This is a genomic window from Anaeromassilibacillus sp. An200 (assembly GCF_002160025.1).
GTDB lineage: Bacteria > Bacillota > Clostridia > Oscillospirales > Acutalibacteraceae > Caccousia > Caccousia stercoris.
Map to the genome: position 1 here is coordinate 42,576 of NZ_NFJU01000016.1, position 26,038 is coordinate 68,613.

25 protein-coding genes are annotated in these 26,038 nt (G+C 56.3%); 24 read left to right on the forward strand and 1 reads right to left on the reverse strand.

All coding sequences use genetic code 11. The annotated features are described in order from the left end of the window. Nucleotide 1 precedes the first annotated feature (1 nt). The 3 genes from B5F35_RS09535 to B5F35_RS09545 all read left to right on the forward strand — a co-directional run bounded on the left by B5F35_RS09535 (nucleotide 2) and on the right by B5F35_RS09545 (nucleotide 4,904). Entirely contained in the window at nucleotides 2-2,377 is a 2,376-nt protein-coding gene (locus tag B5F35_RS09535; RefSeq protein ID WP_164488515.1) for an endonuclease MutS2, read from the forward strand. A 21-nt stretch (nucleotides 2,378-2,398) separates the two neighbouring features. Continuing rightward, complete coding sequence (locus tag B5F35_RS09540) at nucleotides 2,399-3,094, forward strand: hypothetical protein (protein ID WP_087240363.1); 696 nt, start codon at nucleotides 2,399-2,401, stop codon at nucleotides 3,092-3,094. Between the two features lie 109 nt (nucleotides 3,095-3,203). Further along, nucleotides 3,204-4,904, forward strand: coding sequence for a S8 family peptidase (locus B5F35_RS09545; RefSeq protein WP_087240365.1), 1,701 nt, complete (start codon nucleotides 3,204-3,206; stop codon nucleotides 4,902-4,904). 77 nt (nucleotides 4,905-4,981) lie between these two features. Here the strand turns inward: B5F35_RS09545 and B5F35_RS09550 are convergent, their stop codons facing one another. Beyond that, entirely contained in the window at nucleotides 4,982-5,836 is an 855-nt protein-coding gene (locus B5F35_RS09550) for a DegV family protein (protein ID WP_087240367.1), read from the reverse strand. Nucleotides 5,837-6,115: 279 nt separating this feature from the next. On the opposite strand from B5F35_RS09550, the gene ylxM reads away from it, so the two are divergent. From ylxM to ftsZ, 21 genes are all read left to right on the forward strand, one after another. Next, the gene (gene ylxM / locus B5F35_RS09555) at nucleotides 6,116-6,478 is read left to right on the forward strand and encodes a YlxM family DNA-binding protein (RefSeq protein WP_087240424.1); all 363 of its coding nucleotides are present in this window, start codon (nucleotides 6,116-6,118) and stop codon (nucleotides 6,476-6,478) included. Between the two features lie 21 nt (nucleotides 6,479-6,499). Further along, a complete protein-coding gene (gene ffh / locus B5F35_RS09560) occupies nucleotides 6,500-7,819 on the forward strand; it encodes a signal recognition particle protein (protein ID WP_087240369.1) in 1,320 nt (439 codons plus the stop codon). A 65-nt stretch (nucleotides 7,820-7,884) separates the two neighbouring features. Then, the gene (gene rpsP / locus B5F35_RS09565) at nucleotides 7,885-8,127 is read left to right on the forward strand and encodes a 30S ribosomal protein S16 (RefSeq protein ID WP_087240371.1); all 243 of its coding nucleotides are present in this window, start codon (nucleotides 7,885-7,887) and stop codon (nucleotides 8,125-8,127) included. A gap of 13 nt (nucleotides 8,128-8,140) precedes the next feature. Further along, nucleotides 8,141-8,374 (forward strand): KH domain-containing protein, encoded by a 234-nt coding sequence (locus B5F35_RS09570; RefSeq protein WP_087240373.1) that lies wholly within the window; start codon nucleotides 8,141-8,143, stop codon nucleotides 8,372-8,374. A 110-nt stretch (nucleotides 8,375-8,484) separates the two neighbouring features. Further along, the gene (gene rimM, locus B5F35_RS09575; protein WP_087240375.1) at nucleotides 8,485-9,000 is read left to right on the forward strand and encodes a ribosome maturation factor RimM; all 516 of its coding nucleotides are present in this window, start codon (nucleotides 8,485-8,487) and stop codon (nucleotides 8,998-9,000) included. Continuing rightward, nucleotides 8,990-9,748 (forward strand): tRNA (guanosine(37)-N1)-methyltransferase TrmD, encoded by a 759-nt coding sequence (gene trmD / locus B5F35_RS09580; RefSeq protein ID WP_087240377.1) that lies wholly within the window; start codon nucleotides 8,990-8,992, stop codon nucleotides 9,746-9,748. The genes rimM and trmD overlap by 11 nt, the downstream gene beginning before the upstream one ends. Before the next feature lie 278 nt (nucleotides 9,749-10,026). Then, on the forward strand, nucleotides 10,027-10,290 hold the full coding sequence (locus B5F35_RS09585) for an HPr family phosphocarrier protein (RefSeq protein WP_087240379.1): 264 nt from the start codon (nucleotides 10,027-10,029) through the stop codon (nucleotides 10,288-10,290). A gap of 121 nt (nucleotides 10,291-10,411) precedes the next feature. Next, nucleotides 10,412-12,292, forward strand: coding sequence for an excinuclease ABC subunit UvrC (uvrC, locus tag B5F35_RS09590; RefSeq protein WP_087240426.1), 1,881 nt, complete (start codon nucleotides 10,412-10,414; stop codon nucleotides 12,290-12,292). 49 nt (nucleotides 12,293-12,341) lie between these two features. Then, nucleotides 12,342-12,902, forward strand: coding sequence for a 16S rRNA (guanine(966)-N(2))-methyltransferase RsmD (rsmD, locus tag B5F35_RS09595; RefSeq protein WP_087240381.1), 561 nt, complete (start codon nucleotides 12,342-12,344; stop codon nucleotides 12,900-12,902). Further along, nucleotides 12,899-13,387, forward strand: coding sequence for a pantetheine-phosphate adenylyltransferase (gene coaD / locus B5F35_RS09600; protein ID WP_087240383.1), 489 nt, complete (start codon nucleotides 12,899-12,901; stop codon nucleotides 13,385-13,387). The genes rsmD and coaD overlap by 4 nt, the downstream gene beginning before the upstream one ends. Before the next feature lies 1 nt (nucleotide 13,388). Continuing rightward, nucleotides 13,389-13,874: an ATP synthase subunit B family protein gene (locus B5F35_RS09605; protein WP_242969463.1), complete on the forward strand. Its 486-nt coding sequence runs from the start codon at nucleotides 13,389-13,391 to the stop codon at nucleotides 13,872-13,874. Nucleotides 13,875-14,153: 279 nt separating this feature from the next. After that, on the forward strand, nucleotides 14,154-14,573 hold the full coding sequence (gene mraZ, locus B5F35_RS09610) for a division/cell wall cluster transcriptional repressor MraZ (RefSeq protein WP_087240431.1): 420 nt from the start codon (nucleotides 14,154-14,156) through the stop codon (nucleotides 14,571-14,573). Between the two features lie 17 nt (nucleotides 14,574-14,590). Next, nucleotides 14,591-15,538 carry a 16S rRNA (cytosine(1402)-N(4))-methyltransferase RsmH gene (rsmH, locus tag B5F35_RS09615; RefSeq protein ID WP_087240385.1) on the forward strand — a complete coding sequence of 316 codons (948 nt, stop codon included), beginning with the start codon at nucleotides 14,591-14,593 and terminating at the stop codon, nucleotides 15,536-15,538. Nucleotides 15,539-15,654: 116 nt separating this feature from the next. Further along, a complete protein-coding gene (locus B5F35_RS09620) occupies nucleotides 15,655-16,152 on the forward strand; it encodes a hypothetical protein (protein ID WP_087240387.1) in 498 nt (165 codons plus the stop codon). A 157-nt stretch (nucleotides 16,153-16,309) separates the two neighbouring features. Then, on the forward strand, nucleotides 16,310-18,580 hold the full coding sequence (locus B5F35_RS09625) for a penicillin-binding transpeptidase domain-containing protein (protein WP_087240389.1): 2,271 nt from the start codon (nucleotides 16,310-16,312) through the stop codon (nucleotides 18,578-18,580). A gap of 45 nt (nucleotides 18,581-18,625) precedes the next feature. Beyond that, nucleotides 18,626-19,645, forward strand: a complete 1,020-nt coding sequence (mraY, locus tag B5F35_RS09630; RefSeq protein WP_087240391.1) for a phospho-N-acetylmuramoyl-pentapeptide-transferase — start codon at nucleotides 18,626-18,628, stop codon at nucleotides 19,643-19,645. A gap of 51 nt (nucleotides 19,646-19,696) precedes the next feature. Then, on the forward strand, nucleotides 19,697-20,947 hold the full coding sequence (locus B5F35_RS09635) for an FtsW/RodA/SpoVE family cell cycle protein (protein WP_242969464.1): 1,251 nt from the start codon (nucleotides 19,697-19,699) through the stop codon (nucleotides 20,945-20,947). Nucleotides 20,948-20,997: 50 nt separating this feature from the next. Beyond that, on the forward strand, nucleotides 20,998-22,125 hold the full coding sequence (murG, locus tag B5F35_RS09640) for an undecaprenyldiphospho-muramoylpentapeptide beta-N-acetylglucosaminyltransferase (protein WP_087240392.1): 1,128 nt from the start codon (nucleotides 20,998-21,000) through the stop codon (nucleotides 22,123-22,125). A 73-nt stretch (nucleotides 22,126-22,198) separates the two neighbouring features. Further along, a complete protein-coding gene (gene murA, locus B5F35_RS09645) occupies nucleotides 22,199-23,458 on the forward strand; it encodes a UDP-N-acetylglucosamine 1-carboxyvinyltransferase (protein ID WP_087240394.1) in 1,260 nt (419 codons plus the stop codon). A gap of 29 nt (nucleotides 23,459-23,487) precedes the next feature. Beyond that, nucleotides 23,488-24,588: a cell division protein FtsQ/DivIB gene (locus B5F35_RS09650; protein ID WP_087240395.1), complete on the forward strand. Its 1,101-nt coding sequence runs from the start codon at nucleotides 23,488-23,490 to the stop codon at nucleotides 24,586-24,588. A 263-nt stretch (nucleotides 24,589-24,851) separates the two neighbouring features. Beyond that, a complete protein-coding gene (ftsZ, locus tag B5F35_RS09655; protein WP_087240397.1) occupies nucleotides 24,852-25,982 on the forward strand; it encodes a cell division protein FtsZ in 1,131 nt (376 codons plus the stop codon). The last annotated feature ends 56 nt before the right edge of the window (nucleotides 25,983-26,038 follow it).

Consider the following 26,038-nt stretch of genomic DNA (forward strand, 5'->3'; position numbering starts at 1 on the left):
GATGAAACGCAATATCCGCTCTTTGGAGCTGGATAAAATTTTGTCTCTTCTCGCGGAGGAGACGGCCTGCGAAGACGCCGCGGAGTTGGCGCGCACGTTGGAGCCCTCCTCTTCGCTCAAGGAGGTCAAACGCCTTTTGGCGGATACCTTTGAAGCACACGGCATGATGGCGCGGTTTGGCTCGCCGTCCTTCAGTGGCCTGCGCAATGTAACGGCCTCCCTGCGCCGCGCGGAGGCGGGCGGCCTGCTCACGATGGGTGAGCTGCTGCGTGTGGCGGGCGTTCTGCGCACGCTGCGGGGAATTGTCGAATGGCGCGCGCGGAGCGAGGGTGTCAAAACGGTGCTGGACTGGCGCTTTGACGCACTGATGCCCAACAAATACCTGGAGGATCGGATCAACACCTCCATCATTTCGGAGGAGGAAATGGCCAGCGAGGCTTCCCCGGAGCTGGCTTCCATTCGCCGCAAGATCCGCAATGCCTCCGCCCGTGCCAGGGAGCAGCTGGACAAAATGATCCGCTCCCCGATGTATCAGAAGTATTTGCAGGATCCGATCGTCACCATGCGCGGCGGGCGCTTTGTGGTGCCGGTCAAGGCGGAGTGCCGCGGTGATGTGCCGGGCCTTGTGCATGATACCTCGTCCAGCGGTGCGACCGTCTTTGTGGAGCCGATGGCTGTGGTGGAGGCGAACAACGAAATCCGCGTTCTCCTCTCCAAAGAACAGGCGGAGATCGAGCGCATCCTGGCAGAGCTTTCCGCGGAAGCGGGCGGCTTTGCGTCCGGCATTGTCAGCAGTTATGAGGCTGCTGTGCAGCTCAACCTGATTTTTGCAAAGGCGAACCTGGGCTATAAGATGAAAGCGACCGTCCCGGAGGTCAACGACGAGGGGAAGATCGAACTCAAGCGCGCCCGCCATCCGCTGATTGCGAAGGAAAAGGTGGTGCCGACAGACATCCAACTCGGCCTGGATTTTGATACGCTTGTGATCACCGGTCCGAACACGGGCGGCAAGACGGTTTCGATCAAGACGATCGGCCTGATGACGCTTATGGCGATGTGCGGCCTGCTGCTGCCTGTGGCGGACGGCAGCCGAGTTTCTGTGTTCGGAAAGGTGCTGTCGGATATTGGGGACGAGCAGAGCATCGAGCAGTCCCTTTCCACCTTCTCCGCACATATGACGAACATCATCCGCATTCTCAGCGAGACGGACAGCTCCAGCCTGGTGCTGCTTGACGAGCTGGGCGCGGGTACGGATCCCGTCGAGGGCGCGGCGCTTGCCACAGCGATTCTGGAGGCTTTGCGCCGCCGCGGCGCGCGGATTGCTTCCACGACGCACTATGCAGAGCTGAAAGCCTACGCGCTGCAAACCGAGGGCGTGGAGAACGGCTGCTGTGAATTTGACGTGGCGACGCTCAAGCCCACTTATCGCCTTCTGATCGGCGTGCCAGGCCGCTCAAACGCGTTTGCGATTTCGCTGCGTTTGGGCATGGAGGAAGCGATTGTGGAGCGCGCGCGGGAATTGGTTTCCAGCGAAAACACGCGCTTTGAGGATATCGTTCAAAGCCTGGAAGAGAGCCGCCAGCGCCTGGAATCCGAGCGCGCACAGGCTGAGGAGCAAAAACTTGCCGCCCGCCGCGCCAATGAAGAAGCTGCCCACAAGCTGGAGCAGCTGGAGGAGCAGGCGGAAAAGGAGATGGAGCAGGCGCGCCAGCGGGCTTCGGAGCTGATTTCCCGCACACGCGCCCAGGTGGATTCCATGCTCAACGAGGTGGAGGAGCTGCGCAAAAAGCAGAATAAGCTGCTCACCGCCGAACAGAAAGCCAAGCTGAAAAGCGGCATGAAGCGTTTGGAGGAGGAAGCCGATCCCATCCGCCGCCGCCGTCAGGAGGAAGGGGAGTACATTCTGCCCCGCCCGCTGCGTGCCGGAGATACGGTGTTGATCTACGACATCAACAAGAAAGCCTCCGTGCTGGAGGTACCGCCGGATGGGAAAGGGCCGGTGCTGGTGCAGGCGGGAATCATCCGGATGCGGGTGCCGCAGGAAAATCTGCGCCTTTCGGAACCGGAAAAGGAGAAAAAGGATCCCCGTGCCCGCTCCCGCAATGTGACGAAGCAGCTTTCCTCCGCAGGACGCGGCGCCATGGAGATCGATCTGCGCGGTCAGATGGTGGAGGAGGGAATCCTCAACGTGGACCGTTTCCTGGACAGCGCTTCCATGGCGGGCGTCCACCAGGTGACGATCATTCACGGCAAGGGAACAGGCCGTCTGCGTGCCGCTGTGCAGGCGCACCTGCGCCACCACCCGATGGTGAAAAGCTTCCGGTTGGGAGCGTACGGGGAAGGTGAAGCGGGCGTCACGGTGGTCGAACTGAAATAATAGTGGAAAAAGGGGGAGCCTATGCGCAAAAAGGGATGGGTCGCCGCCGGTGCGGTTTTGGGTACGCTGGTGCTGCTTGTGATAACCGCTGTTGTTCTGTTGTTTTCCGATCCTGGTTTTGATGGTCCGGAACCGTCGCCGATGCCGGAGGATGCGAAAGCCCGGGTGACGGAATCTCTGATAACGGGAGATTCGTTTCATCTCGAAACGGCGGAGCTGTGCGGCTTGCTTGTCTCAGCGGCAAAGGAGAACCCTGTTTCCTGGCTGGGAGCGGATGGGATGCGTATCCGCACGCAGGACAGCCAGCAGTTGACACTGTATGTGCCGGCTGTGTGGAACGGAAGGACGCTCTATCTCACAGCGGAGCTGGAGGTCCGGCGCGACGCAGTGGAAAAGCGCCTGGAGGCACAGGTGCTGTCGCTGACGGTGGGAAGGATTCCTGTTCCGGTAGATTGGGTGCTGGAGCGGATTGCGGATCACCTGCCTGCCGGAGTGCAGCTGGAAGGGAATGTGCTCAGCGTTCCGGCTGAGCTCTCGGTGATCGCGCTGGGGGATGACCGTCCATTGGCATCGTTGGAGGTGCGGGAGCTGTCCCTGACAGCGGATGGAGTGGATTTTGCCCTTGCGGTTAACGCAGACGGAACCTCTTCTCTGCTGGAAGAAGGAAAGGATTGGCTCGAAAATTTGCTTGGTTTCACCGATCTTTCCTCTTTTTGATTGTGAATAATTTGTAAATTTATCCTTATTTTCCTCTGCTTTTTGAGAAAAATGATTTATACTGTTCTTAAAAGATACCCAAAAAAGTGGGAAAAGGAGGGTGCAGAGGATGAAAAAGCGGAGAAGTGTGCTTTCCCTGCTGCTGGCCTGTGTGACCGTGATAGGAATGGGTGCGCAGACGGTGCAGGCACAGGGAAATGTCCAATCCGGGGAAACGGCTCCGGCTCTTGTGGTCTCCATGGATCCGGAGGATTACAGCGGCGGCGACGTGCTGGTGCAGTATCGCGATGGAACCTTTGAGGTCAAGACGTTTGACGGGCAGACAGAACTGGAGACCGCTCTGAAAGAATGGGCGGACAGCGGGGAGGTATCCCTGATCCAGCCCAACTATACGTATGAAAGCACAGCTCTTTCCACCGGCGACACACTTTCTTCCTTGCAGTGGGCACTTTCCAATGACGGAGGCTTTTCCATGGAGGATGCGGCTTCCTATCCGGTTTACGGCTCTCCCTGGACCATTTCAGGAATTCAGGATATAGCGGGAGCTTCCACGCCGATGCCGCTCGCGTCGGAGCTGCCTTCGATGGCGGGAGTGGATATTGGTGCGCAGGAGGCATGGTCCATTTACGGAAACGGCAGCCGTGATGTGGTGGTAGCGCTGATCGATACCGGTGTTGATACCAGTCATCCGGATTTGCAGGGCTCTCTTTGGGTCAATGCAGACGAAATTCCGGGGAACGGCATCGACGATGACGGGAACGGCTACATAGACGATACGAACGGATGGAACTTTTACGCGAACAACAATCAGCTGTATGCCGGTACAGAGGACAGCCACGGGACCCACGCGGCCGGAACGATCGCGGCGCAGTCCGGGAACGGGATTGGCATTTCCGGGATAGCACGCGCGGGACGTGTCAAGGTGATGGTTCTCAAGGCCCTGGGCGGAAACAGTGGGCTTGGAAGCAGCCTGTCCGTGATCCAGGCCATCCGGTACGCCGAGGCGAATGGTGCGACTATCTGCAATTTGAGTCTGGGGACGCTCTCGAACGATCCGGCTCTGTATGAGACGATTGCGAAATCCTCCATGCTGTTTGTGGCGGCGTCGGGCAATAATGGAATGGATACGGACGTTACACCGTGCTATCCTGCCTCCTACAATCTGGACAATGTGATCTCCGTGGGCAATCTGACCAGCAATGGGATGCTGCACACCACGTCCAATTACGGCGTGGTGTCGGTGGACCTGGCGGCTCCCGGGACCTACATTCTCAGCACGGTGCCGGGAAGCTATGGCTTCATGTCCGGTACTTCCATGGCGGCCCCCATGGTGACGGCTGCCGCGGCTATGGTCTACACTTATTATGATACGAGCTCTCCGGCGGATGTGAAGCGGACGCTTCTTTCCACGACGGCTCCGCTTCCCGCTTTGCAGGGCAAGACGGCAACCGGCGGGATGCTGGATTTGGCGGCCGCCTTGTCTGTACCTCGCGAGCAGATGACCGGTGCGGCCTTTCAGCTTCCTTCCGGTCCGAACGCGCCCCAGATTGTCACCTCGCAGCTGAATATGGGCGAAACAGTTATGATTGCCATTCGGGTTACGGATGCGGATGGGGATCTGTGCACAACAGTTTACAATAAAGGAGCGCTGACCGCTGAGCAATTCCAGGGCGGAGCGAACGGTATTCCGTTTGTAGTGGACGGCGGAGGATCCAACATTTTTTTCGCTAAAGAATCGGATACCTACAGCTTTTATGCCCGGGATCTTGCGGGACATGAAACAGTGGTCACCATAACGCTGAATCAGTAGCTTGCTGTTTTGCGGAAAACAGAACGGACCTCTTGCAGGGGGAAACCCTGCGAGAGGTCCGTTTTTGCGATGGTACCTTATTTTGTCAGGAAAAGCACACCGAGCGTTCTCGGGCCGCAATGAGTGGAGATGGTGCAGTTGGCGCGAGTGATATAAATTTCTTTGAAATTCGCACAGCGCTGCACTTCTTTTTTTACGGCCAGAATATCGCTTTCCGGGGAACCGGAGTGGGTGATAAAGACGCGGCGCAGATCCAGGTCGGAGCGCCCCTCGAGTTTGTTGTGGACATACTGAACCAGGCATTGATCCATTTTTCCACGGTACTTTTTTCCCACATGCATCCGGCTTCCGTCGCTGTTGTCAACCTCGATGCATGGCTTGAGCTGGAGGATGGAGGCTCCGAAGGCTGCCAGCGCGCTGCACCGTCCGCCCGCTTTCATGAATTCGAGTGTGTCAAGCAGAAAGCTGGCGTGCGAACGTGGCCGAAGCTCCTCGATCCGCTTTTGGATTTCCTGTGCGGAGAGTCCCTTCTGCGCCAGCTCGGCGGCTTCCACCACCAGCAGACCGAAACCGGAAGAGAGGTTTTGCGAATCAATGGTGACAACATGCCCTGTCTCGCGCGCTGCCTGTACGGCATTTTGGTAAGAGCATGAGATCCCGGACCCCAGGCCGATGTGAACGATCTTGTAGCCCTGATCGATCAGCGGCTGGAAATGCTGCTTGTATTCCTCACAGGTGGCCCCGGTCGATTTCGGCAGGATGCCGCGCTCGCGCCAGGCACGGTACAGATCGTCCGGCGTGATGTTCACGTTATCGAGGTATTCTTTTCCGTCCAGCAGGATTCTCCAGTTGAGCAGCTGGATATGATAGCGCTTTTGCAGCTCCGGCCCGATATCGCAGGTGCTGTCGGCGCTGATGATAACCTTTTCCATCGCGAGTTTCCCCCTTTGGCCGGCTCTCCCGGCCTCTGCCGCGGAGAAGGGCGTCTGCCTGTCTGCAAGACGTGCTTCGCCCGGCTGTTTGTTTTTTGATCATTTTATCACATTGCGCCTGTCCAGACAACCGCTTTTGTGGAAATCACAGAAATTGCGGGAAAGTGTGCAAAAACGAAAAAGAGCAAGGTTTTTCCCTTGACAGGGGAGTGGGAATGCGGTATAATTCACAACTGTAAAGAGAAATGCTTTACAGTAATGCGCGAGGAGGCCGCCAACGTGGCCAAGAATCTGGAAATCTCCTTCCTGCTGGATTTTTATGGGGAAATGCTCACGCAGAAGCAGCGGGAAGTGATTGAATACTATTATAATGATGATTTGTCCCTTGCGGAGATTGCCGATAACGAGGGGATCACGCGGCAGGGGGTGCGCGACTCCATCAAACGCGCCGAGGCGCAGCTCTTGGAGATGGAGGAGCGGCTCGGCCTGGCCCGGCGGTTCCGTGAGATGCAGGCAGGGCTGGAGCAAATCCAGAAGGCAGCCAGGGAGATTATCGCCTGCAATGAGAGCTTTGCCTATTCGCGTGATATTTACCAGCGGGCCGTGCTGATCCGCGATTTGGCCGGCCGTTTGAATCAGTAAGAAAGAAAAGGAGAGATTCCGTTGGCATTTGAAGGCCTTGCAGACAAGCTTTCGGCTGCGTTCAAGCGGCTGAAATCCAAGGGTAAGCTGAGTGAAAGCGATATCAAGGAAGCGATGCGGGAAGTCCGTTTGGCACTTCTCGAAGCCGACGTCAACTATAAGGTCGCCAAGGAATTTACGGCAAAGGTCAGCGAGCGTGCCGTGGGCGCCGAGGTGATGGAGAGCCTGACCCCCGCACAAATGGTGGTCAAGATTGTCAATGAGGAATTGACGGCGCTCATGGGCGGCGGCGAATCGCGTTTGGCGTCCCCGCCGTCCCCGCCGACGATTGTGATGCTCTGCGGCCTGCAGGGCGCCGGTAAGACGACGCATTGCGCCAAGCTTGCCGCGATGCTCAAGAGCAAGGGCCACCGCCCGATGCTCGTCGCCGCCGATATTTATCGCCCTGCCGCTATCAAGCAGCTTCAGGTGCTCGGCTCGAAGGCCGGGGTTCCCGTTTTTGAGATGGGAACGGAGAAGCCGGTGGAAATCTGCCGGGCAGCGATTCGCCGCGCGAAGGATTACGGCAATGATTTTGTGCTGATTGATACCGCCGGCCGTTTGCAGATTGATGAGGCGCTGATGGAGGAGCTCCAGGAGATCAAGGAAAAGATCGGTCCCCATGAGATCCTGCTGACGGTGGACGCCATGACCGGCCAGGAAGCCGTCAACGTGGCGAAAACCTTTGACGAGAAACTGAACATCACCGGTGTGATTCTGACCAAGCTGGACGGCGACACGCGCGGCGGCGCGGCGCTTTCTGTGCGCTCCGTGACCGGCAAGCCGATCAAGTTCGCCGGTGTGGGCGAAAAGATGGAGGATCTGGAGGTTTTCCATCCGGATCGCATGGCTTCGCGTATTCTGGGCATGGGTGACGTGCTCTCTCTGATTGAGGAAGCACAGCTGAAGATTGACCAGAAGGAAGCCGAAAAGATGTCCCGCCGGATCATGCAGAACAAGCTGGATTTCAACGACCTTCTGGCACAGTTCGCGCAGGTCAAGAAAATGGGGCCGATCAAGAATATTCTCAATAAATTTCCGGGGATGGAAAAGCAGCTCAAGGACGTTGAGATTGACGATCGCATTATGGATCGCACAGCCGCTATCATCCTGTCCATGACGCCGGAGGAGAGGGAGAAGCCCTCTCTCATCAACCCTTCCCGCAAACGCCGCATTGCAGCTGGCTCCGGGATGCAGGTGGAGGATGTGAACCGCCTGCTCAAGCAGCTCGAGCAGATGCAGAAAGTCGTCAAGCAGATGGGCGGCAAAAACATGAAGCGCAAAATGCGCCTGCCGTTCTGAATTCGTATTCATCCGGGAAATCCCGGTTGGAATAAATTAAGATTCGTATAGTGGAGGTGAATCCCATGTCCGTTAAAATCAGACTGCGCAGAATGGGCGCCAAGAAGGCTCCGTTCTACCGTATCGTTGTGGCTGATTCCCGTTTCCCGCGCGACGGCCGTTTCATCGAGGAGATCGGTACCTATGATCCGATGCAGGAGCCTTCCGTTGTGAAGGTTGACCCCGAGAAGGCCAAGAAGTGGATTGCCAACGGCGCTCAGCCGACGGATACCGTGAAGGCTCTGTTCAAGAAGCACGGCGTCCTGTAATCGGGAGGAAGCAATGAAGGAATTGTTGACTGCGATTGCCCGCGGCCTTGTCGAGGATCCGGACGCTGTCTCCGTGACGGTTGACGAGCCCGACGAGGAAGGCGCCGTCGTTTACCACCTGCATGTCGCGGAAAACGATATGGGGCGTGTGATCGGGAAGCAGGGACGCATTGCCAAAGCGATCCGCGTTGTTATGCGCGCGGCCGCTACCCGTACAAACGACAAGGTTTCCGTGGAAATCGACTGAATCCGGGGCCGCGGATCCGTCTGCCGGCCTTGGAAAAAAGGGCGGGCGCACAAGCGCCGGCCCTTTTGTGCTTTTTTCATGTATGATTTCGGTAAAAAGGGGGAAATGAAATGAAGAACCCGTTTCTTGAAGCGGGGCGCGTTGTTGGGACGCATGGCATCCGCGGCGAGCTGCGTGTGGAGCCTTGGTGTGATTCCGCCCGCTTCCTGACAGGTTTTTCCGAGTTTTACTGGGATGGCGGCAAAGAAAAGGTGAAGGTGGCGTCTTCCCGCCCGCACAAAAATCTTCTTCTGCTCAAGCTGGAAGGGATTGATACCGTGGAGCAGGGGGACGCGCTGCGCGGCCGTGTCCTCTTTCTGAACCGGAAGGATGTGAAGCTGCCCGAGGGCCGCTTTTTTGTGCAGGACCTGATCGGGCTTTCCGCCGTGGATGCGGATGACGGCCGCGTGTACGGGAAGGTGACGGATGTTTTTCCGACAGGCTCCAACGATGTGTATCAGGTCACGGATGAGGATGGGAAAAACTATCTGGTTCCGGCTATTCGGGGTGTAGTGGTGCGCGTGGATGTGGACGCGGGCGTCATGGAACTGCGGCCGATGAGGGGGATTTTTGACGATGCGGATTGATTTGCTCACTCTGTTTCCTGAAATGTGCGAAACCGTCATGGCGGAGAGCATTGTAGGCCGCGCACGCCGGAAAGGTGTGCTCCAGGTCTGCTGCCATCAATTCCGGGATTTTTCCGGCAACAAGCATAATCGTGTCGACGACAACCTTTTTGGGGGCGGCATGGGCATGCTTCTGATGGCGGAGCCGATCGCCGCCTGTCTGGACGACGTGATGGAACAGCTCGGCAAGCGCCCGCATATTCTGTATATGTCCCCGCAGGGAAAAACTCTCACCCAGCAGCGTGTGCGTGAGCTGGCGCAGGAGGAAAACCTGATTATCCTGTGCGGCCATTACGAGGGGGTAGACGAGCGGGTGCTGGAGGCTTATGTCGACGAAGAGGTTTCCCTGGGCGACTTTGTCCTGACAGGCGGGGAGATCCCGGCTCTGGCTCTGGCGGATGCCGTCAGCCGGATGATTCCCGGTGTCCTTTCCGCGGACGAATGCTTTGAGGAGGAAAGCCACTTTTCCGGCCTTTTGGAGTATCCGCAGTATACGCGCCCCGCTGTGTGGCGCGGCAGAGAGGTTCCTCCTGTCCTTCTGACAGGCCATCATGCCAACATCCGGCGCTGGCGGCATGAGCAGTCTCTCCTGCGGACAGCGGAAAAAAGACCCGAATTGCTCAAAACTGCCGAATTGCCCCAGGAGGATCTGGATTTTCTGATAAAACAGGGGTTTTCCCTGCTTTCGGAAAGCGAAACTTCCAGTTAAAATTTCCCTGTTTTTCGTCTTCGTTCACCAAATTTTCCCATGGAAAAAACGCAGAGAGTTGTCAAACAATATATAAAGTTTTCAACAATCACCACAATATGCACAAAGCAAAACTTTCCATAAAGCGGCCGATTCGGTGAGTAAGCCAAACTTTCCTCCGGGCTGTTGACGAGGCAATGAATTGTGATATAATAGCCTTAAATCATAAAAGTGATTGCTCTCAACAGCAGCATTTGGATGTGCGGAAAGAATCTTGATAAGCTAGGAGTGGATTTAAAATGTGTGTCAAAGAGGTTATGGTTCAGAATCAGGTGGGCCTCCATGCCCGTCCGGCAACGTTCTTCATCCAGAAGGCGAACGAGTTTAAATCCTCCATCTGGGTGGAAAAGGAAGAGCGCCGCGTCAACGCGAAGAGCCTTCTGGGTGTCCTGTCTCTCGGTATTGTGGGGGGCACCAATATCCGCATCATTGCGGACGGTTCCGATGAAGAGGAAGCTGTCAGCAGTCTGGTGGAGCTGGTCAAGTCCGGCTTTGCTGAGTAATTTGGCGCACAGCGGCAAAAATCCCTGTGAAGTATAAGGCTGTCTCTCAGTGCGCGCCGGTGCGGGCCGCGCGCGGAAGGGGACGGCCTTTTTGCTGTTCTGTGAGAAAGGAGGAAAGCCCATGGATGAGCACCGCCGCCATATCCGCGAGCTGCGGGCCCGCGCGATGCGCCTGCCGCTGCTTCCCGGCGTCTATCTGATGCATGACAAAACAGGGAAGATTATTTACATTGGCAAGGCAAAGGCGCTGAAAAACCGTGTGAGCCAGTATTTCGGCAGTGAACGCCATCACGACCGCAAGGTGCGGCAGATGGTTGCCAATGTTGAATATTTTGAATACATCATTACTGACAGCGAGTTTGAAGCCCTTGTTCTGGAGTGCAGCCTGATCAAGCAGCACACGCCCAAGTATAATATCCTGCTCAAGGACGACAAGGGATATCATTATATCCGCATCACCCGGGAGGAATGGCCGCGTATTTCCCAGGCAAAGCAGGTGCTTGACGATGGCGCCACCTACCTGGGACCATATGTCAGTTCATGGGCGACCAAGGAGAGCGTCGACGAGACGCTTAAAATCTTCCGGCTTCCCTCCTGCACACGCCGGTTTCCGCAGGATATCAAAAAGGCCAGGCCCTGCCTGAATTATTATATCAAGCAGTGCTGCGCTCCGTGCCGGGGCGAAATCAGCTGTAAAGAGTATAATGAGATCGTAAATGAGGCGGTGGAATTTCTGCGCGGCGGCAGCGGAAACAGCGTGCGGACTTTGACGGAGCGCATGAACGAGGCCGCGGAAGCGCTGGAATTTGAGCGAGCCGCTCGGATCCGGGACCGCCTGGAAGCTGTGAAAAAGATCCGGGAGCGCCAGAAGGTGGTGGCTGTGCGCGTGCCGGAGCAGGACGTAATCGCGCTGGCACAGGGGCCGTCGAACGCATGCTTTGAGGTGTTCCGCTTTCAGCAGGGGCGGCTGTGCGATCGGGAAAGCTTTCTGCTTTCCGATATCGGGGATCCCAAGGCGGCCCGCGCAGAATTTCTGGAGCGGTATTATGGCATGCGGGATCGCATCCCGCCCCGAATCAGCCTGGATGGTCCGGCGGCCTCCATGGAGCTGATCGCCCGCTGGCTTTCGGAAAAAGCCGGGCGCAAGGTGACGCTCTCTCTGCCGCAGCGCGGCGAGCAGAAAGAATTGCTGGAAATGTGCCGCAGCAACGCAGCGGAGCAGGTGGCGCAGTCGACGGGGCGCACCGGGCGCGAGACGTCCGCGCTGGACGAGTTGGCCCGCCTGTTGGGGCTTGACAAGCCGCCTGCCTACATTGAATCATACGATATCAGCAATCTGGCGGGCGGGGAAAACGTTGCGGGTATGGTGGTTTTTGAAGATGGGCGCCCGCTTAAAAGTGCGTACCGTAAATTCAGCATCCAGTCCGTGCAGGGGCAGGATGACTACGCCTCCATGCAGGAGGTCATCACCCGCCGGTTTCAGGAATATTTCCGTCAAAAAGACAGCGGCGAGGGCTTTGGACGCAAGCCGGATCTGATTCTGCTGGACGGCGGAAAAGGCCATGTGGCGGCCGTGCGTCCGGTGCTGGAATCCATGGGGCTGGGCGATATCCCGCTGTTCGGCATGGTGAAGGACGATAAGCACCGTACCCGCGCTATCGCGCTCGACGGCGGGGAGATTTCGATCCATTCGCACCGGGCGGCGTTCACGCTGGTGGGCGCGATCCAGGAGGAGGTCCACCGCTTTGCCATAGGGTATCACCGTCAGAAGCGGAGGAAGGCGGTCATCGGTTCCTCCCTTCTGGAAATTCCCGGCGTCGGCCCGACCCGGGCGAAGGCGCTGCTTCGCCACTTCCAGACCATTTCCGCCATCCAGAATGCGGATCTTGCGGAGCTTGAGGGCGCGCCGCATATGACAAAGCCTGCGGCCCGTGCGGTGTACGCCTATTACCATCCCGAGGAAAAAGCTGCACTTGACAAGGAAAGCGGATTGATGGGATAATAGGACAACGATATCGCGCCCCGGCGCGGAATTCGGAGGAGACAATGTTATGCGAGTGATAACAGGGAGCGCCCGTGGAAGGCGGCTGATCACACTGGAGGGGGAGGATGTGCGCCCCACCACCGATCGGGTCAAGGAGGCCATGTTCAGCGCCGTCCAGTTTGAGGTGGAAGGACGGCAGGTACTGGACTTATTTGCCGGTTCAGGACAAATGGCCGTCGAAGCGCTGAGCCGGGGGGCCGCGCACGCCGTTTTGGTGGACGCGGCAAAGGCGTCGCTGGCAGTGGCGGAAAAGAATCTTGTGTCGACCGGCCTGCGGGATCGGGCTGCTCTTGTGAACGCGGATTTTGCGTCCTATCTTGCCTCCTGCCGGGAGCGTTTCGACTTGGCATTTCTCGATCCCCCGTACCGGACAGGCCTGCTGCAGCGTGCCCTGCCGTTGGTGGAGCAGCACATGAATCCCGGCGGAACGATTTTGTGCGAGCACCCTCTGGGAGAGGAGCTGCCCGAAACGGTTAGGGACTTTGTCCAATACCGCTCCCATAAATATGGAAAAATACAGGTAACGCTATATCGCCGTCAGGCGAAGGAAGGGCGGGAACAGGAATGAAAACGGCAATTTGTCCCGGAAGCTTTGATCCGGTAACGCTTGGACATATGGACATTATCCGGCGCGCGTCGAAAATTTTCGATCGGGTGATTGTGGCAGTGATGGTCAATCCCGCGAAAAAAACCGCGTTCACGCTCGATGAAAGAATTTGCCTTTTGCAAAAGGCGACCAAGGAAATGGAAGGCGTGGAGGTTGTCGGATTTGAGGGCTTTCTGGCCGACTATGCACGGATGCGGGACGCTTGCGCGATTGTCAAGGGGCTGCGGGCCGTTTCGGATTTTGAGTATGAGTTTCAGATGGCGCTGATCAACCAGAAGCTGAATGCCGAGCTGGAGACGATGTTTCTCACCACACAGGCGCAGAATATGTACTTGAGCTCCAGCATGGTCAAGGATATCGCAAGCTTTGGGGGGGATATTTCCTCTTTTGTGCCTGCCTGTATCCTGGAGGATATTCAGCAGCGGCTGTGTAAGGGGGAAAACTGAAATGAATGAGAAAATGAATGTGGAAGAGCTGCTGGACGAGCTCTATGACATGGTGGAAAAAGCCTGGAATTTCCCTTTGAGCCGCGGACGTGCCATGCTTGATGTGGAGGAAGTCAAGGAAATTCTGGAGGAGATCCGCGACGCAATGCCGCAGGAAATCCGTCAGGCCAAGGCGATTGTGGCGGATCGCACCCAGATCATCAGCGATGCCAAGCGTGAGGCGGAGACGATCGTGCGTGTGGCGGAGGAGCGCGCGCGGGCTATGGTGAACCAGGATGAGATCGTCAAGCAGGCACAGCAGAAGGCCAATGAGATGCTGGCGCAGGCGCAGACCCGTTTCCGTAAAATGCAGAAGGCCTGCAATGTGTATATTGACGACCTGATGCAGCGCACGGATGAGGGGTTGACGGCCAACCTCGCAGAACTGCGCAAAACGCGCCAGGAAATCAAAGCTTCCCTGCGATCTGGTCAGCAGAACCAGAACTGAGCATTTTGTAAGTTTTTTGAAAGTTCATACAGGAAAATATTTCCTTTGCTCCCCTGCCATCTTGTACGATATCTGGTATATGATGGCAGGGGAATTCGCATAATATGGTACTTTTGGCGCAATTTTGCGGATTTTGTCGGAAAAATAGTTAACATAATTGTGATCTTTCGGTTGCATTTTTGTAATGAATCGAGTATAATCAAATCAACAAATGTGGAGGCGGGTGGAGGAAAGTGCCACAAGATGGTTTGCCCGTGCAGGGGCCCCACCGTTTTTATTATGTTGATAGGTGAATACCAGCATAATATTGACCCGAAAGGCCGTGTGATAGTTCCCTCCAAATTCCGGGAGGATTTGGGGGAACGTTTTTATGTCACAAAAGGTCTGGACGGCTGCCTCTTCGTTTTATCTCCCACGGAGTGGGACAAGCTTCAGGAGAAAATCATGGCGATGCCGATCAGCAAGGCACGCAGCTTGCAGCGGTTTTTCTTTTCCGGGGCCGCCGAGATGGAACCGGACAAGCAGGGCAGAATTCTGCTGCCGCAGCATCTGCGCGAGTACGCCGGGCTGACGAAGGACGTAGCCTTTATCGGCGCGTCGCGCCGCGCGGAGCTTTGGGATGCCGCCCGTTGGAGAGAATTCAACTCCGGTCTGACGGAGGAGGCTATCGCGGAAGCGATGGATGAGCTCGAACTGTAAGTACGGAGGAAAGATCCATGGAATTCAGCCATATCCCGGTTTTGTTTCAGGAAACCATTGACTCCCTGCAAATCCGCCCGGATGGCGTGTATGTCGACGGGACAGCGGGAGGGGGAGGCCACTCGCAGGCCATTCTTGACAAGCTGACAACCGGAACCCTGCTTTCCATTGATCAGGATCCCGACGCTGTCGCCGTAGTGACGCGGCGGTTTGCCGGAAATCCATGTTCCCTCGTGCGGCAGGCAAATTTTTCCCAGATGGCCCGTGTGGCGCGGGAAGCCGGAATCGATCGGGTGGATGGTGTTTTGCTGGACATCGGTGTTTCCTCGCATCAGCTGGACACGCCGGAGAGAGGGTTTTCCTATCACAGCGACGCACCGCTTGACATGCGCATGAGCCAGTCGGGGCCCACGGCGGCCGATTTGGTTAACACGCTTTCCTGGCAGGAGCTGGCGGATATTTTCCGTCGGTACGGCGAGGAAAAAAGCGCCCGTTCCATCGCGCAGGCGATTGTCCGGGCGAAGGAGGACAAGCCGATTGAGACAACGCTGGAGCTGGCGGAGCTGGTAAAGGCGAGTGTCCCCGCGGCAGTCCGGCGGGAGCCGGGACATCCGGCGCGGAAAACCTTTCAGGCGCTCCGTATTGCCGTCAATGGGGAGTTGGACAGGCTTTCCGAAGGTTTGGACGCCGCATTTTCCCTTTTACGGCCTGGCGGGCGGCTGGCGGTCATCACATTCCATTCGCTGGAGGATCGCATGGTCAAGCAGAGAATGGCTGCGTGGTGCGAGGGCTGCACCTGTCCTCCGGATTTTCCGGTGTGCGTCTGCGGCAAAAAGCCGCGGGCGGAGCTGGTTTATAAAAAGGGATTGGCCCCAAGTGAGCGGGAGCTGGAGGAAAACCCCCGCAGCAGGAGCGCACGGCTTCGTGTATGCGTCAAGCTGCGCGATCACGCATTGGACGATTAAAAGAAACCGGTTTTCCACAGCAATGGCCGGAAAACCATAAAAATGCCCGGGAGGGCATAAAAAATTCCGCGTGAAAAGCGCAATGAAATTTGGTTCCGCAGGGAGGGAATGGAAGCATGGCGGTTTCAAACAATACAGCCTATGATTTTGCGAGGTTTGAGCCTAAACGACAGGAGCAGGCCCCGGAAATCCAAAAAAATAACGTCATTCCGCTTCCGAAGGAACAGATTGAGAAAAATGCAAGACCGCGCCTGCATCCTCTTCGTGTGGTTTCCACTTTGGCGGTGATGCTTGTGATTCTGGCAACGGTGGGAAGTCTGGTATACGGTCAGGTTCGGCTGACGGAGCTGACGGACAGCATCAACAGCACGGAAAAGGCGCTTTCGGAAAGTGAGAGTCTCTACACGCAGCTTCAGATGAAGTCAGACGCTCTCATGTCGCTGGATTCGGTGGAAGCCTACGCGGAGCAGAATTTGGGAATGCAGAAAGCGGAAAAGGATCAGGTGGAATATATCAGCATGGCGCAGGAGGATCAGGGAACGGTTCTTCAGGACGCCGGAGGTCAGGGAATTCTGGAACAGATTTGGAGTTGGTTTCAGCAGCTTCTGAGCTGACGGGGAATAATTTTCCCCCCTCTACAATAAGTATAAAATACCGTTTTTTGTAATGTTGAGATAGGATTGATTGGACAAAAGGAAAAATGGAAGTTAAGAGATATTCTTGACTTCCATTTTTCCATAAGCGGAGAGAGAAAGGCGGGGAAACGAAGGTATGGCAAAGGGAACGACCGTCCGGATGTGGCGGCGTACGATTGTAGTGTTGGCGGTGATGATCGTGCTGGGCTTTGGCACGCTGGTGGTCAGCTTGTTCCGTCTGCAAATTATCCAGGGGGAGGAGCTTCAGACACGCGCGGTGAACCAGCAGACGCAGGATACCTCCCTCTCCGCAAAGCGGGGGACAATCTATGACTGCAATATGAAGGTCTTGGCTACAAGCGCTGACGTCTGGAAGGTGGTGCTGGATCCCAACTATATCCGCAAAGAGCTTGTGGAGGATAAAGGGATGGAAGGCATACAGGATACCATCGCACAGCGGCTTGCCGAGATCCTGGATCTGGAGACGGCAGATGTGCGCGCGCTGATGGAGAAGCAGACCTACTATGCCGTTGTCAAAACGAAGGTGGAGACCGATCTCAAGGATCAGATCCTGGAACTGAAATCTGAGCTGAATCTCGGCAACGCCATCCAGCTGGAGCCGGATTACAAGCGGTATTATCCTTACGGTGCGTTTGCATCCAGCGTTCTGGGCTTTACCAACAGTGAAAACCAGGGCGTTACCGGTGTGGAGGCCTCCTATAACGAATATCTTTCCGGCGTTCCCGGCAAACTGGTAACGGCAAAGAACGCCCGGGGAATTGATATGCCTTTCCAGTATGAACAGCTTGTTGAGGCGCAGGACGGCTACAGCCTGGTGCTGACGATCGACGAGGTGGTGCAGCATTTTCTGGAAAAGAGCGTCGAGGCCGCGGCAGAGAGCTGTCAGGCGCGCAACCGCGCCTGCGGCATTGTTATGAATGTCAATACCGGTGAGATCCTGGCAATGACTGTTAAGGGGGATTACGATCCGAACGATCCCTACACCATCACCGATGAAGCGGATCTCGCGGCCATCAACGCGATTCCGGATGACGAGGAGCATCAGGAGGAGCGCTCCAACGCGATCCGCACAGCACAGGAAAAGCAGTGGAGAAATAAGTGCATCAGTGATACCTACAATCCCGGTTCCGTGTTCAAGATGGTGACAGCCGCCATGGGGATCGAGGAGGGCGTGGTGTCGGAAAATACCACGTTCACTTGCAGCGGTCACTATCAGGTTGCCGACTACAGCATTGGCTGCTGGAAAACAGCGGGGCATGGCTCGGAAACCTTTGCACAGGGACTGAGCAATTCCTGCAACCCGGTTTTCATGCAGCTGGGTGAAATGCTCGGTGCACAGACCTTCTACCGTTACTTTGAGGCCTTTGGCCTGACAACCAAGACCGGCATCGATCTGATTGGTGAAAGCAACAGTATCTATTATAAGGCGGACGGACTGGGGGCGACCCAGCTTGCGACCTCCTCGTTCGGCCAGACCTTCCGTGTGACGCCGATCCAGATGATCACGGCAGCGGCCGCGGTAGCCAACGGCGGGTATCTGGTTCAGCCGCATGTGGTGTCCAAGGTGATTGATTCCGAGGGCAACATCGTGGTATCCAATGACACCACGGTGAAGCGCCAGGTCATTTCGGAGGATACCAGCGCCAGAATCAGCGCCATGCTTCAGGAAACCGCTACCACAGGAACCGCGAAAAACGGTTACGTTGCCGGATATCGTGTGGCGGGCAAAACGGGAACCTCTGAGAAAATCGACGAGTGGAACGCCGCCGGACGCAAGGGCGAAAAGAAATATATTGCTTCTTACTGCGGTTACGCGCCTGCGGAGGATCCGGAAATTGTCATGCTGGTATTTTTTGATGAGCCTGTGCCGCAGAATGGCGAGGTGTTCGGCAGCGCCATCGCCGGTCCGCCCTTTGCGGAAACCATGTCTGAAATTCTGCCGTATCTTGGCATTGAGCCGAAATACACGGAAGAGGAGCTGGCAAAGCTTGATATCTCCACTCCCGGTGTGGTGGGTTTGAGCCAGGAGGAAGCGCAGACGAAAGTGAGCAACGCCGGTCTGACCTATAAAGTATATGGCAGCGGCGACAAGGTCGTTTCCCAGATCCCGGAGCAGGGAAAGAGCATTCCCAAGGGAGGCACGGTTGTGCTGTATCTGGATTCGGCAAGTGCGTCTGAGACAGTGACGGTGCCGGATCTTTCGGGACTGACCTTGTCTCAGGTAAATACAAAGGTGTCGCAGGCCGGGCTGAACCTGAGCGTTTCCGGTGCGGCTGTGACAGGCGGGAATGCCGTTTCCGATACGCAGGATATCGCGGCGGGAACAGAAGTGCCTGCCGGAACGGTGGTTACGGTGAATTTTGTGGATCTGGAAGCGGTCCACTGACCGCAGAGCCTGCGGCAAATTGAAACAGAGGGTGTGAAGGAACGTATGAATCTGGGAAACAGTTGGCTGGTGCTGCTGTCCGCGGTGATTGCTTTTGCCGTGACAGCGCTTCTGGGTAAATGGATGGTGCCGCTGCTGCACCGCATCAATTTCGGTCAGACCATCCGTGAGGAGGGGCCGAAGTGGCATAAGAAGAAAAACGGGACGCCCACGATGGGAGGGTTCCTGTTCATCATCGGTATTTTTCTCGCGGCAGCGGTTTGTCTGCCCCTGTACTACAGCCAGACGGGGCAGGATCCGTATCTCCGCAGCCAGTCGCTGACCAAAGCGGTGGGAGGGCTCCTCATGGCTCTCGGCTTCGGTCTGGTTGGATTCCTGGACGATTATATTAAGGTGGTCAAAAAGCGGAACCTGGGGCTGAATGTAAAGCAGAAGCTGGTACTGCAATTCCTGGTGGCTGGTGCATATCTGCTTTCGCTTGGATTGTCCGGCGCCGGTACGTCAACACTGATTCCCTTCGTGGGCAGCGTGGATTTCGGGCCCGCGTACTGGATCCTCTCCGCGATCGGTATTGTCGCCATTGTCAATGCGGTGAACTTTACAGACGGAATTGACGGCCTGAATGCCTCGGTGACATTCTTTGTGGCTGTCACCTTCATGATCTTGTCCGGTATCATGTACCTGTTTGGCATGAGCATTGCTGCCGCGGCTGTGGCGGGCGGCTGCCTTGGCTTTCTGGTCTGGAATTTCAATCCGGCCAAGGTGTTCATGGGAGATACAGGATCGCTGTTCCTTGGAGGCGTTGTGTGCGCGCTTGGTTTTGGCGTGAATCTTCCGGTTTTGATTATTCCGGTTGGTATTATTTATCTGTGTGAAATACTCTCTGTAGTGATTCAGGTGACATATTTCAAGCTGACACATGGCAAACGCATCTTCAAGATGACGCCTATCCATCACCATTTTGAGATGTGCGGATGGAGCGAGGTGAAAATCTGCGTGGTGTTCAGCGCTGTGACGGTGGTGTTCGGCGCTTTGTCCGTGTTTGGTTTATTGTATGGATTCTGATGCATAAGGCATACTATTGACACCAGAAATCCCGGAAAGGAGGCGGTTGGCTTGACGACACACGCACAGTCCGGCACAATGGCGGGGAAAGGGCCCGCCGGGCCGCAGAGCCATCAGGAAAAAAAGCAGAAAAACTCCGTGCTCAAGCGGGCAAGGAAGAAATTCCGGATATTTTCCATCCGTTCCGGGATGGATTTGCCGTTTTTCTTCCTGCTCCTTGTGCTGTTGACCATTGGTCTTGTGATGATGTTTTCCGCCAGCTATCCCTATGCCTACTATAATATGGATGGGGACAGCTATTATTTCATCCGCAACCAGGCGATGTTTGCCGTATTGGGTGTGGTGATTATGATTGCGGTGTCTTATTTTGACTACCATCATCTGCATAAATTTGCCATCCCCATTTTGATTGTCACGTATCTTCTTCTGGTGGCGATGCTGGTGCTCAGAGGCTCCAAGCTGGTTCCAAACATCAAGGGCGCCTACCGCTGGTTTTATATCGGTCCCTTGAACTTCCAGCCTTCGGAGGTGGCAAAGTTTGCGCTGATCCTGATTTTTGCGCATTTAATCTCGCTGAACTTTGAGAAAATGGGAACTTTCCGGTATGGTGTGCTTCCCTATGTGCTGATTCTCGGCTCGATCGCTCTGCTGGTGGTGCTGGAAAAGCATATGTCCGCAACGCTGATTATCCTGATGCTTGGTGTGGTGATGATGTTCATCGGCGGTGTGAAGCTGCGCTGGTTTGCTCTCGCGGTGGTTGGACTGGGCCTGGCGGCGCTGTATCTATTGGTGTTCACAGATGTGTTCTCCTACGCGATGGATCGCGTGTACGGCTGGCTTTCCCCGTTTGACCCGCCGGAGGGGGTTGATACCTGGCAGACACGCCAGTCGCTCATGACGATCGGATCGGGCGGCCTGCTCGGTCTTGGTCTGGGGCAGTCAAGGCAGAAATACCTCTATCTGCCGGAGCCGCAGAACGATTTTATCTTTGCGATTGTGTGCGAGGAGCTTGGCTTTATCGGCGCTCTGATTATTATTATTCTGTTTGCGATGCTCGTGTGGCGCGGCATTGTCGTCTCGCTCAAGGCGAAGGATAAATTCGGAATGCTGCTCGGCGTGGGCCTGACCTTCCAGATTGGTTTGCAGGTAATTTTGAACATCATGGTGGTGACGAATACCATTCCCAATACAGGCATCAGCCTGCCTTTCTTCAGCTATGGGGGAACCTCTTTGATCATGCTGCTGGCGGAAATGGGAGTGGTGCTGTCTATCAGCCGGAATTCGTCAATTGAGAAATTATAGAACCCTGCGATGCGGGACAAACGATTTCAGAGAGAAAAGAGTGTGTCATCATGAGAATCCTTTTTGCTGGCGGCGGCACCGCCGGTCACATCAATCCGGCTCTGGCGATTGCCGGTACAGTTCGTGAGCACGAACCGGACGCGGCGATCCTCTATGTGGGCGCAAAGGGCGGCATGGAGGAACGGCTGGTACCCAAGGCGGGGTTTGACTTCAAGAGTGTGACCATCTCCGGTTTTCAGCGCAAACCGAGTTGGGCGAACCTGAAGAAGAATGTCAAAACGGTGGTACACCTTTTTACTTCCACGGAGGAAGCCAAACGCATGATCAAAGAATTTCAGCCGGACGTCTGCGTTGGTACCGGCGGCTATGTCAGCGGGCCGGTGATCCGGGAAGCAATGCGCCTGGGCATCCCCTCCCTGATTCATGAGCAGAACGCTTTTCCCGGCGTGACCAACAAGGCGCTGAGCAAAAAGGCGGCCTTTACAATGCTGGCCGTGCAGGATGCAAAAAAATATCTGCCCTCCACTGCCCGCTGTGTACTGACGGGCAATCCCGTGAGACCGGCTGTGATCCGTGCAGAGAGGGAAGCCTCCCGGAAAAAGCTGGGGCTCGATGAACGGCCGCTGATTCTCAGCTTCGGCGGCAGCCTGGGTGCGCGCCGCGTCAATGAGGCAGTGGCGGATCTGCTGGCCTGGAGTGCGAAAGAGGGACGCTTCCAGCACATTCATGCTTACGGCCAGTGGGGGCGGTGGTTCCCCGATCTGCTCAAGGACAAGGGAATTGACCTGGCCGCACACCCGGAGATGGATATCCGGGAATACATTGACAACATGCCGGACTGTCTGGCGGCGGCAGACCTGGTGATTTGCCGGGCGGGAGCCATCACGCTGTCCGAACTTCAGGTGCAGGGCAAAGCGTCCATTCTGATCCCTTCGCCGAATGTGGCGGAGAACCACCAGTATCACAATGCCATGGCGCTTGTCAACCGCAGCGCGGCGGCGATTCTGGAGGAAAAGGATTTGACGGGGGAAACGCTCTGCAAGCTGACGGAAGATCTCTTCCACGATCCCGAAACCATCCCCACGCTCTCCGCGAACGCGAAAAAGATGGCTATTACCGATGCCAACGAGCGGATCTACAAACTGATCTGTGAGGTCCTGGGGCGCGCACCCGCCTGAGTCTTCGTTTCACCGCTTTCTTCTTCCCCGCATAGTATGGCATACTTCAAATAAGAGGAAGCGGGGATTTTTTATGGTGAAACTGTTGATTCACGGGCCCAATCGTCTGGCCGGCGAGCTGAACGTACACGGGGCGAAAAACAGCACGCTCCCGCTGATGGCGGCGGCTTTGCTTTGCCGGAGTGAATGCGTGCTACATAACTGCCCGCATTTGTCGGATGTGGATGTTTCCGCCCGGATTCTGCGCCACCTTGGCTGTGCCGTATCCTGGCAGGGCGGAAGTCTGGTGATCGATCCCAGAAGTGTGACCCAGTGTGATATCCCGGACGGCCTGATGCGTGAAATGCGTTCGTCCATCGTTTTTTTGGGCGCGATTCTTTCCCGGGCGGGACGGGCTGTGCTGTCCTTTCCCGGCGGCTGCGAGCTGGGGCCGCGCCCGATTGATCTGCATTTGCAGGCGCTGCGGAAAATGGGAGCAAAGATTGTCGAGGATTACGGCTGTCTTTCCTGCTCCACCGAGGGGCCGCTGCACGGCGCGGCGATCGGCCTGTCCTTCCCCAGCGTGGGCGCGACGGAGAACATCATGCTTGCGGGCGTTCTGGCGGAAGGCACCACGGTGATCACAAACGCGGCGCGCGAGCCGGAGATCTGCGATCTCGCGGATTTCCTCAACCGCTGCGGGGCGAAGGTCAGCGGAGCAGGCGGCAGTACGCTGGTGATTGAAGGAGTCAGGCGCCTGTATGGGTGTGAGCACCGGGTGATTCCGGATCGCATTGCCGCCGCAACCTTTATGAGCGCTGCTGCGGCAACGGGAGGCTGCATCCGTCTGAACCAAATTATTCCGGCCCATCTTGAACCGGTTCTGCCTTCCTTTGAGGAACTGGGCTGCTGTATCGAGATGGAAGAATCGAGCCTGCGAATCAGTGCGCCCGCCCGTTTGGGACGGATCAAAAGTGTGCGCACCATGCCATACCCCGGTTTTCCCACCGACGCGCAGGCTCCGCTGATGGCGGCGGCCTGTGTTGGATCCGGAACAAGTATTTTTGTGGAAAACATATTCGAGAGCCGTTATAAGCATGTGGGAGAACTGCTCCGTCTGGGAGCCAATATCAAGGTGGAAGGGCGTGTGGCGGTGGTGGAAGGCGTTCCCCGCCTTTCGGGTGCTCCTGTGGAGGCTGCCGACCTGCGCGGCGGGGCGGCTTTGGTGGTGGCTGGGCTGGCAGCGCGGGGAGCCACAGAAGTGACCGGCGTTCGCTATATGGACCGGGGTTACGAAAATCTGGAGCGAAGCCTTTCTCTGCTTGGGGCGGATATTCGCCGGGAGTACGAATAAGGAGACGCGGAAAAGGGAAGTGAAACGCCATGGAGAACAAGCGACGGACACCTCCGCAGCAGACGCGGGGGCGCTCCCGCGGGCAGCCGCCCCGGCGCCGGACCGCGCCGGGGCAGTCCACCCGTCCGGTGGATCACCGCCAGCCCGCGCAGCAGAATTCCGGTGTGCGTTCCCGTCAGCGTCCGCCCGCACAACGTTCCTCTGCGCCTTCCCGGCCGCATCCGCCCGCACAACGTTCCCCTGCGCCTTCCCGGCCGCGTCCACCCGCCAAGGATCCGCCGCCCAGACGCCGGCGTCCGTCTGTCGGAGCGGCAGAACGCCGGAAGCGCCGTCGCCGGCGGATGAAGCTGTTTTACCTGATTCTGTTTTTTCTGGTGATTGGAACGGCGCTCACGTTTGCTTTTACCGTTTTATTCCGTGTGGAGACGGTAGAGGTCAGGGGAGAGAGCCGGTATTCAGCGGAGGAGATTCTGAAAGCATCCGGTTTGCAGACAGGAGGAAATGTGTTTTTAACGGATACCGCGGCAGCCTCCGACGCGGTGGAAAAGGCTCTTCCCTATATTGGTGTGGCGGATGTCCGGCGTATCCTTCCCTCCGGATTGGAGATTGTGGTGGAGGAGGAGCCGGTGGCCGGAGCGGTACTTGACGATACCCAATATATTTTGGTCGGCGTGTCTGGAAAGGTGTTGGACCGTGTGGCTGAGAAGCCGGAAGGCTGCCCTTTGATCAAAGGGGTGGCGATCCGGGAAGCGCCGATTGGTTCCCAGATTGTCTACGAAGAGGGGGAAAGCCGCGAGGTATTTGATAAACTCTCTCAGGCAATCTCTGCGGTCAATCTTGATAAAGTGACGGAAATTGATCTGGAAGATTCATATGATGCCAAAATTTTGTATGATGGGCGTATTTTGCTGGAGTTCGGTCCCCCCACCGCGTTTGAGGAAAAGCTGCTTTATTTTCTGGACCTTCTGGATGAAGGAAAACTGACGGAGAATGACAGCGGGACGCTGGATCTCTCGATCGTACCTAGTACAGATCGCGCTTATTTCAGCGCGGGACTGGTTTCTTCTTCCGTACCCTCCGACGCTTCTTCTGCGCCGGCTTCCACGCCGGAGCCTTCTTCCAGCAGCTGATTTTTCAATGGGAAATCTGAAAAAACGGAGGTTTTCTCTTGCATTTCTCTCCTTCTTATGATACTCTGTTATGAGAAGTATCTATTTGACAAATTTTAAACAGGTAAATTTTTCCATTTTACAATTTGTTTATTGAATTTGCAGGCAAAACATGGTACATTTATACTTGTGATTTTCTTGTGACTTTTCCATTCCGGACAGTTGACAGCGGGTCGGAAATCCGCGTAGGAATACATGGGAAGAATTAAGGGGGACGCGGCAGTATGTCTTTTGAAATTGACAATGATTTTGACAACAACGGAGTCATTATAAAGGTAATCGGTGTCGGCGGAGGCGGAGGCAATGCCGTGGATCGCATGGTCACGATGGGCGCCAAAGGGATGGAGTTCATTACCATCAACACGGACAAGCAGGCTCTCACGCGCTCCAAGGCTACACAGAAGATTCAGATTGGCGAAAAGGTAACGCATGGCAAAGGCGCCGGCTCGAAGCCCGAGATGGGACAGAAGGCGGGCGAGGAAAGCCGCGAGGCCATTGCCGCCGCTATCCGTGGAAGCGACATGGTGTTCATTACCGCCGGTATGGGCGGCGGAACCGGCACGGGAGCGGCTCCGATTGTTGCGGAGATTGCGCGCGATATGGGGATTCTGACGGTCGGTATTGTGACAAAGCCGTTCCTCTTTGAGGGAAAACGCCGTATGGAGCAGGCCGAGGGGGGTATCTGTGCTCTGCGTGAGCATGTGGATTCCCTGGTGGTAATCCCCAACGAGCGTTTGAAGCTGGTCAGCGAGCAAAAGATTACGCTGCTTAATGCCTTCTCCGTTGCGGATGACGTTCTGCGGCAGGGTGTGCAGAGCATTTCCGATCTGATCAAGCTGCCGGGCCTTGTTAACCTGGACTTTGCCGATGTGACGGCGGTCATGAAGGATGCGGGATATGCGCACATGGGCGTGGGCCATGCCTCCGGTAAAGACAAGTCCGAGATAGCCGCGAATATGGCTATCTCCAGCCCGCTGCTCGAGACAGCGATCAACGGCGCCAAGGGCGTGATCATTAATATTACATCTTCCCCCGATATCGGTCTCGATGAGGTGGAAACGGCAGCGGCTATGATTACCTCGCAGGCGCATGAGGATGCAAACATCATTTGGGGTGCCGCGTTCGATGAGACGATGGAAGATGAGATGAGCGTGACCGTGATTGCGACAGGTTTCCCGACGCATGACGGCAGCCCGTCCGCACCTGCTGCGAGCAAGGAAACGGCAGTGAAAAATGCTGCTCCTGCTTCCGCTTATGCGAACCAGAAGGAACAGCCTGCCCCTGCCCATGAAACGACCCCTCTGGTGGATGACAGTGACTTTGTGGATATTATGTCCATCTTCAATAAGAAATAAACCGTTTGACGATGCGGGAGCATGGCCTTTGATAAGGCGGTGCTCCCGTTTTTTAT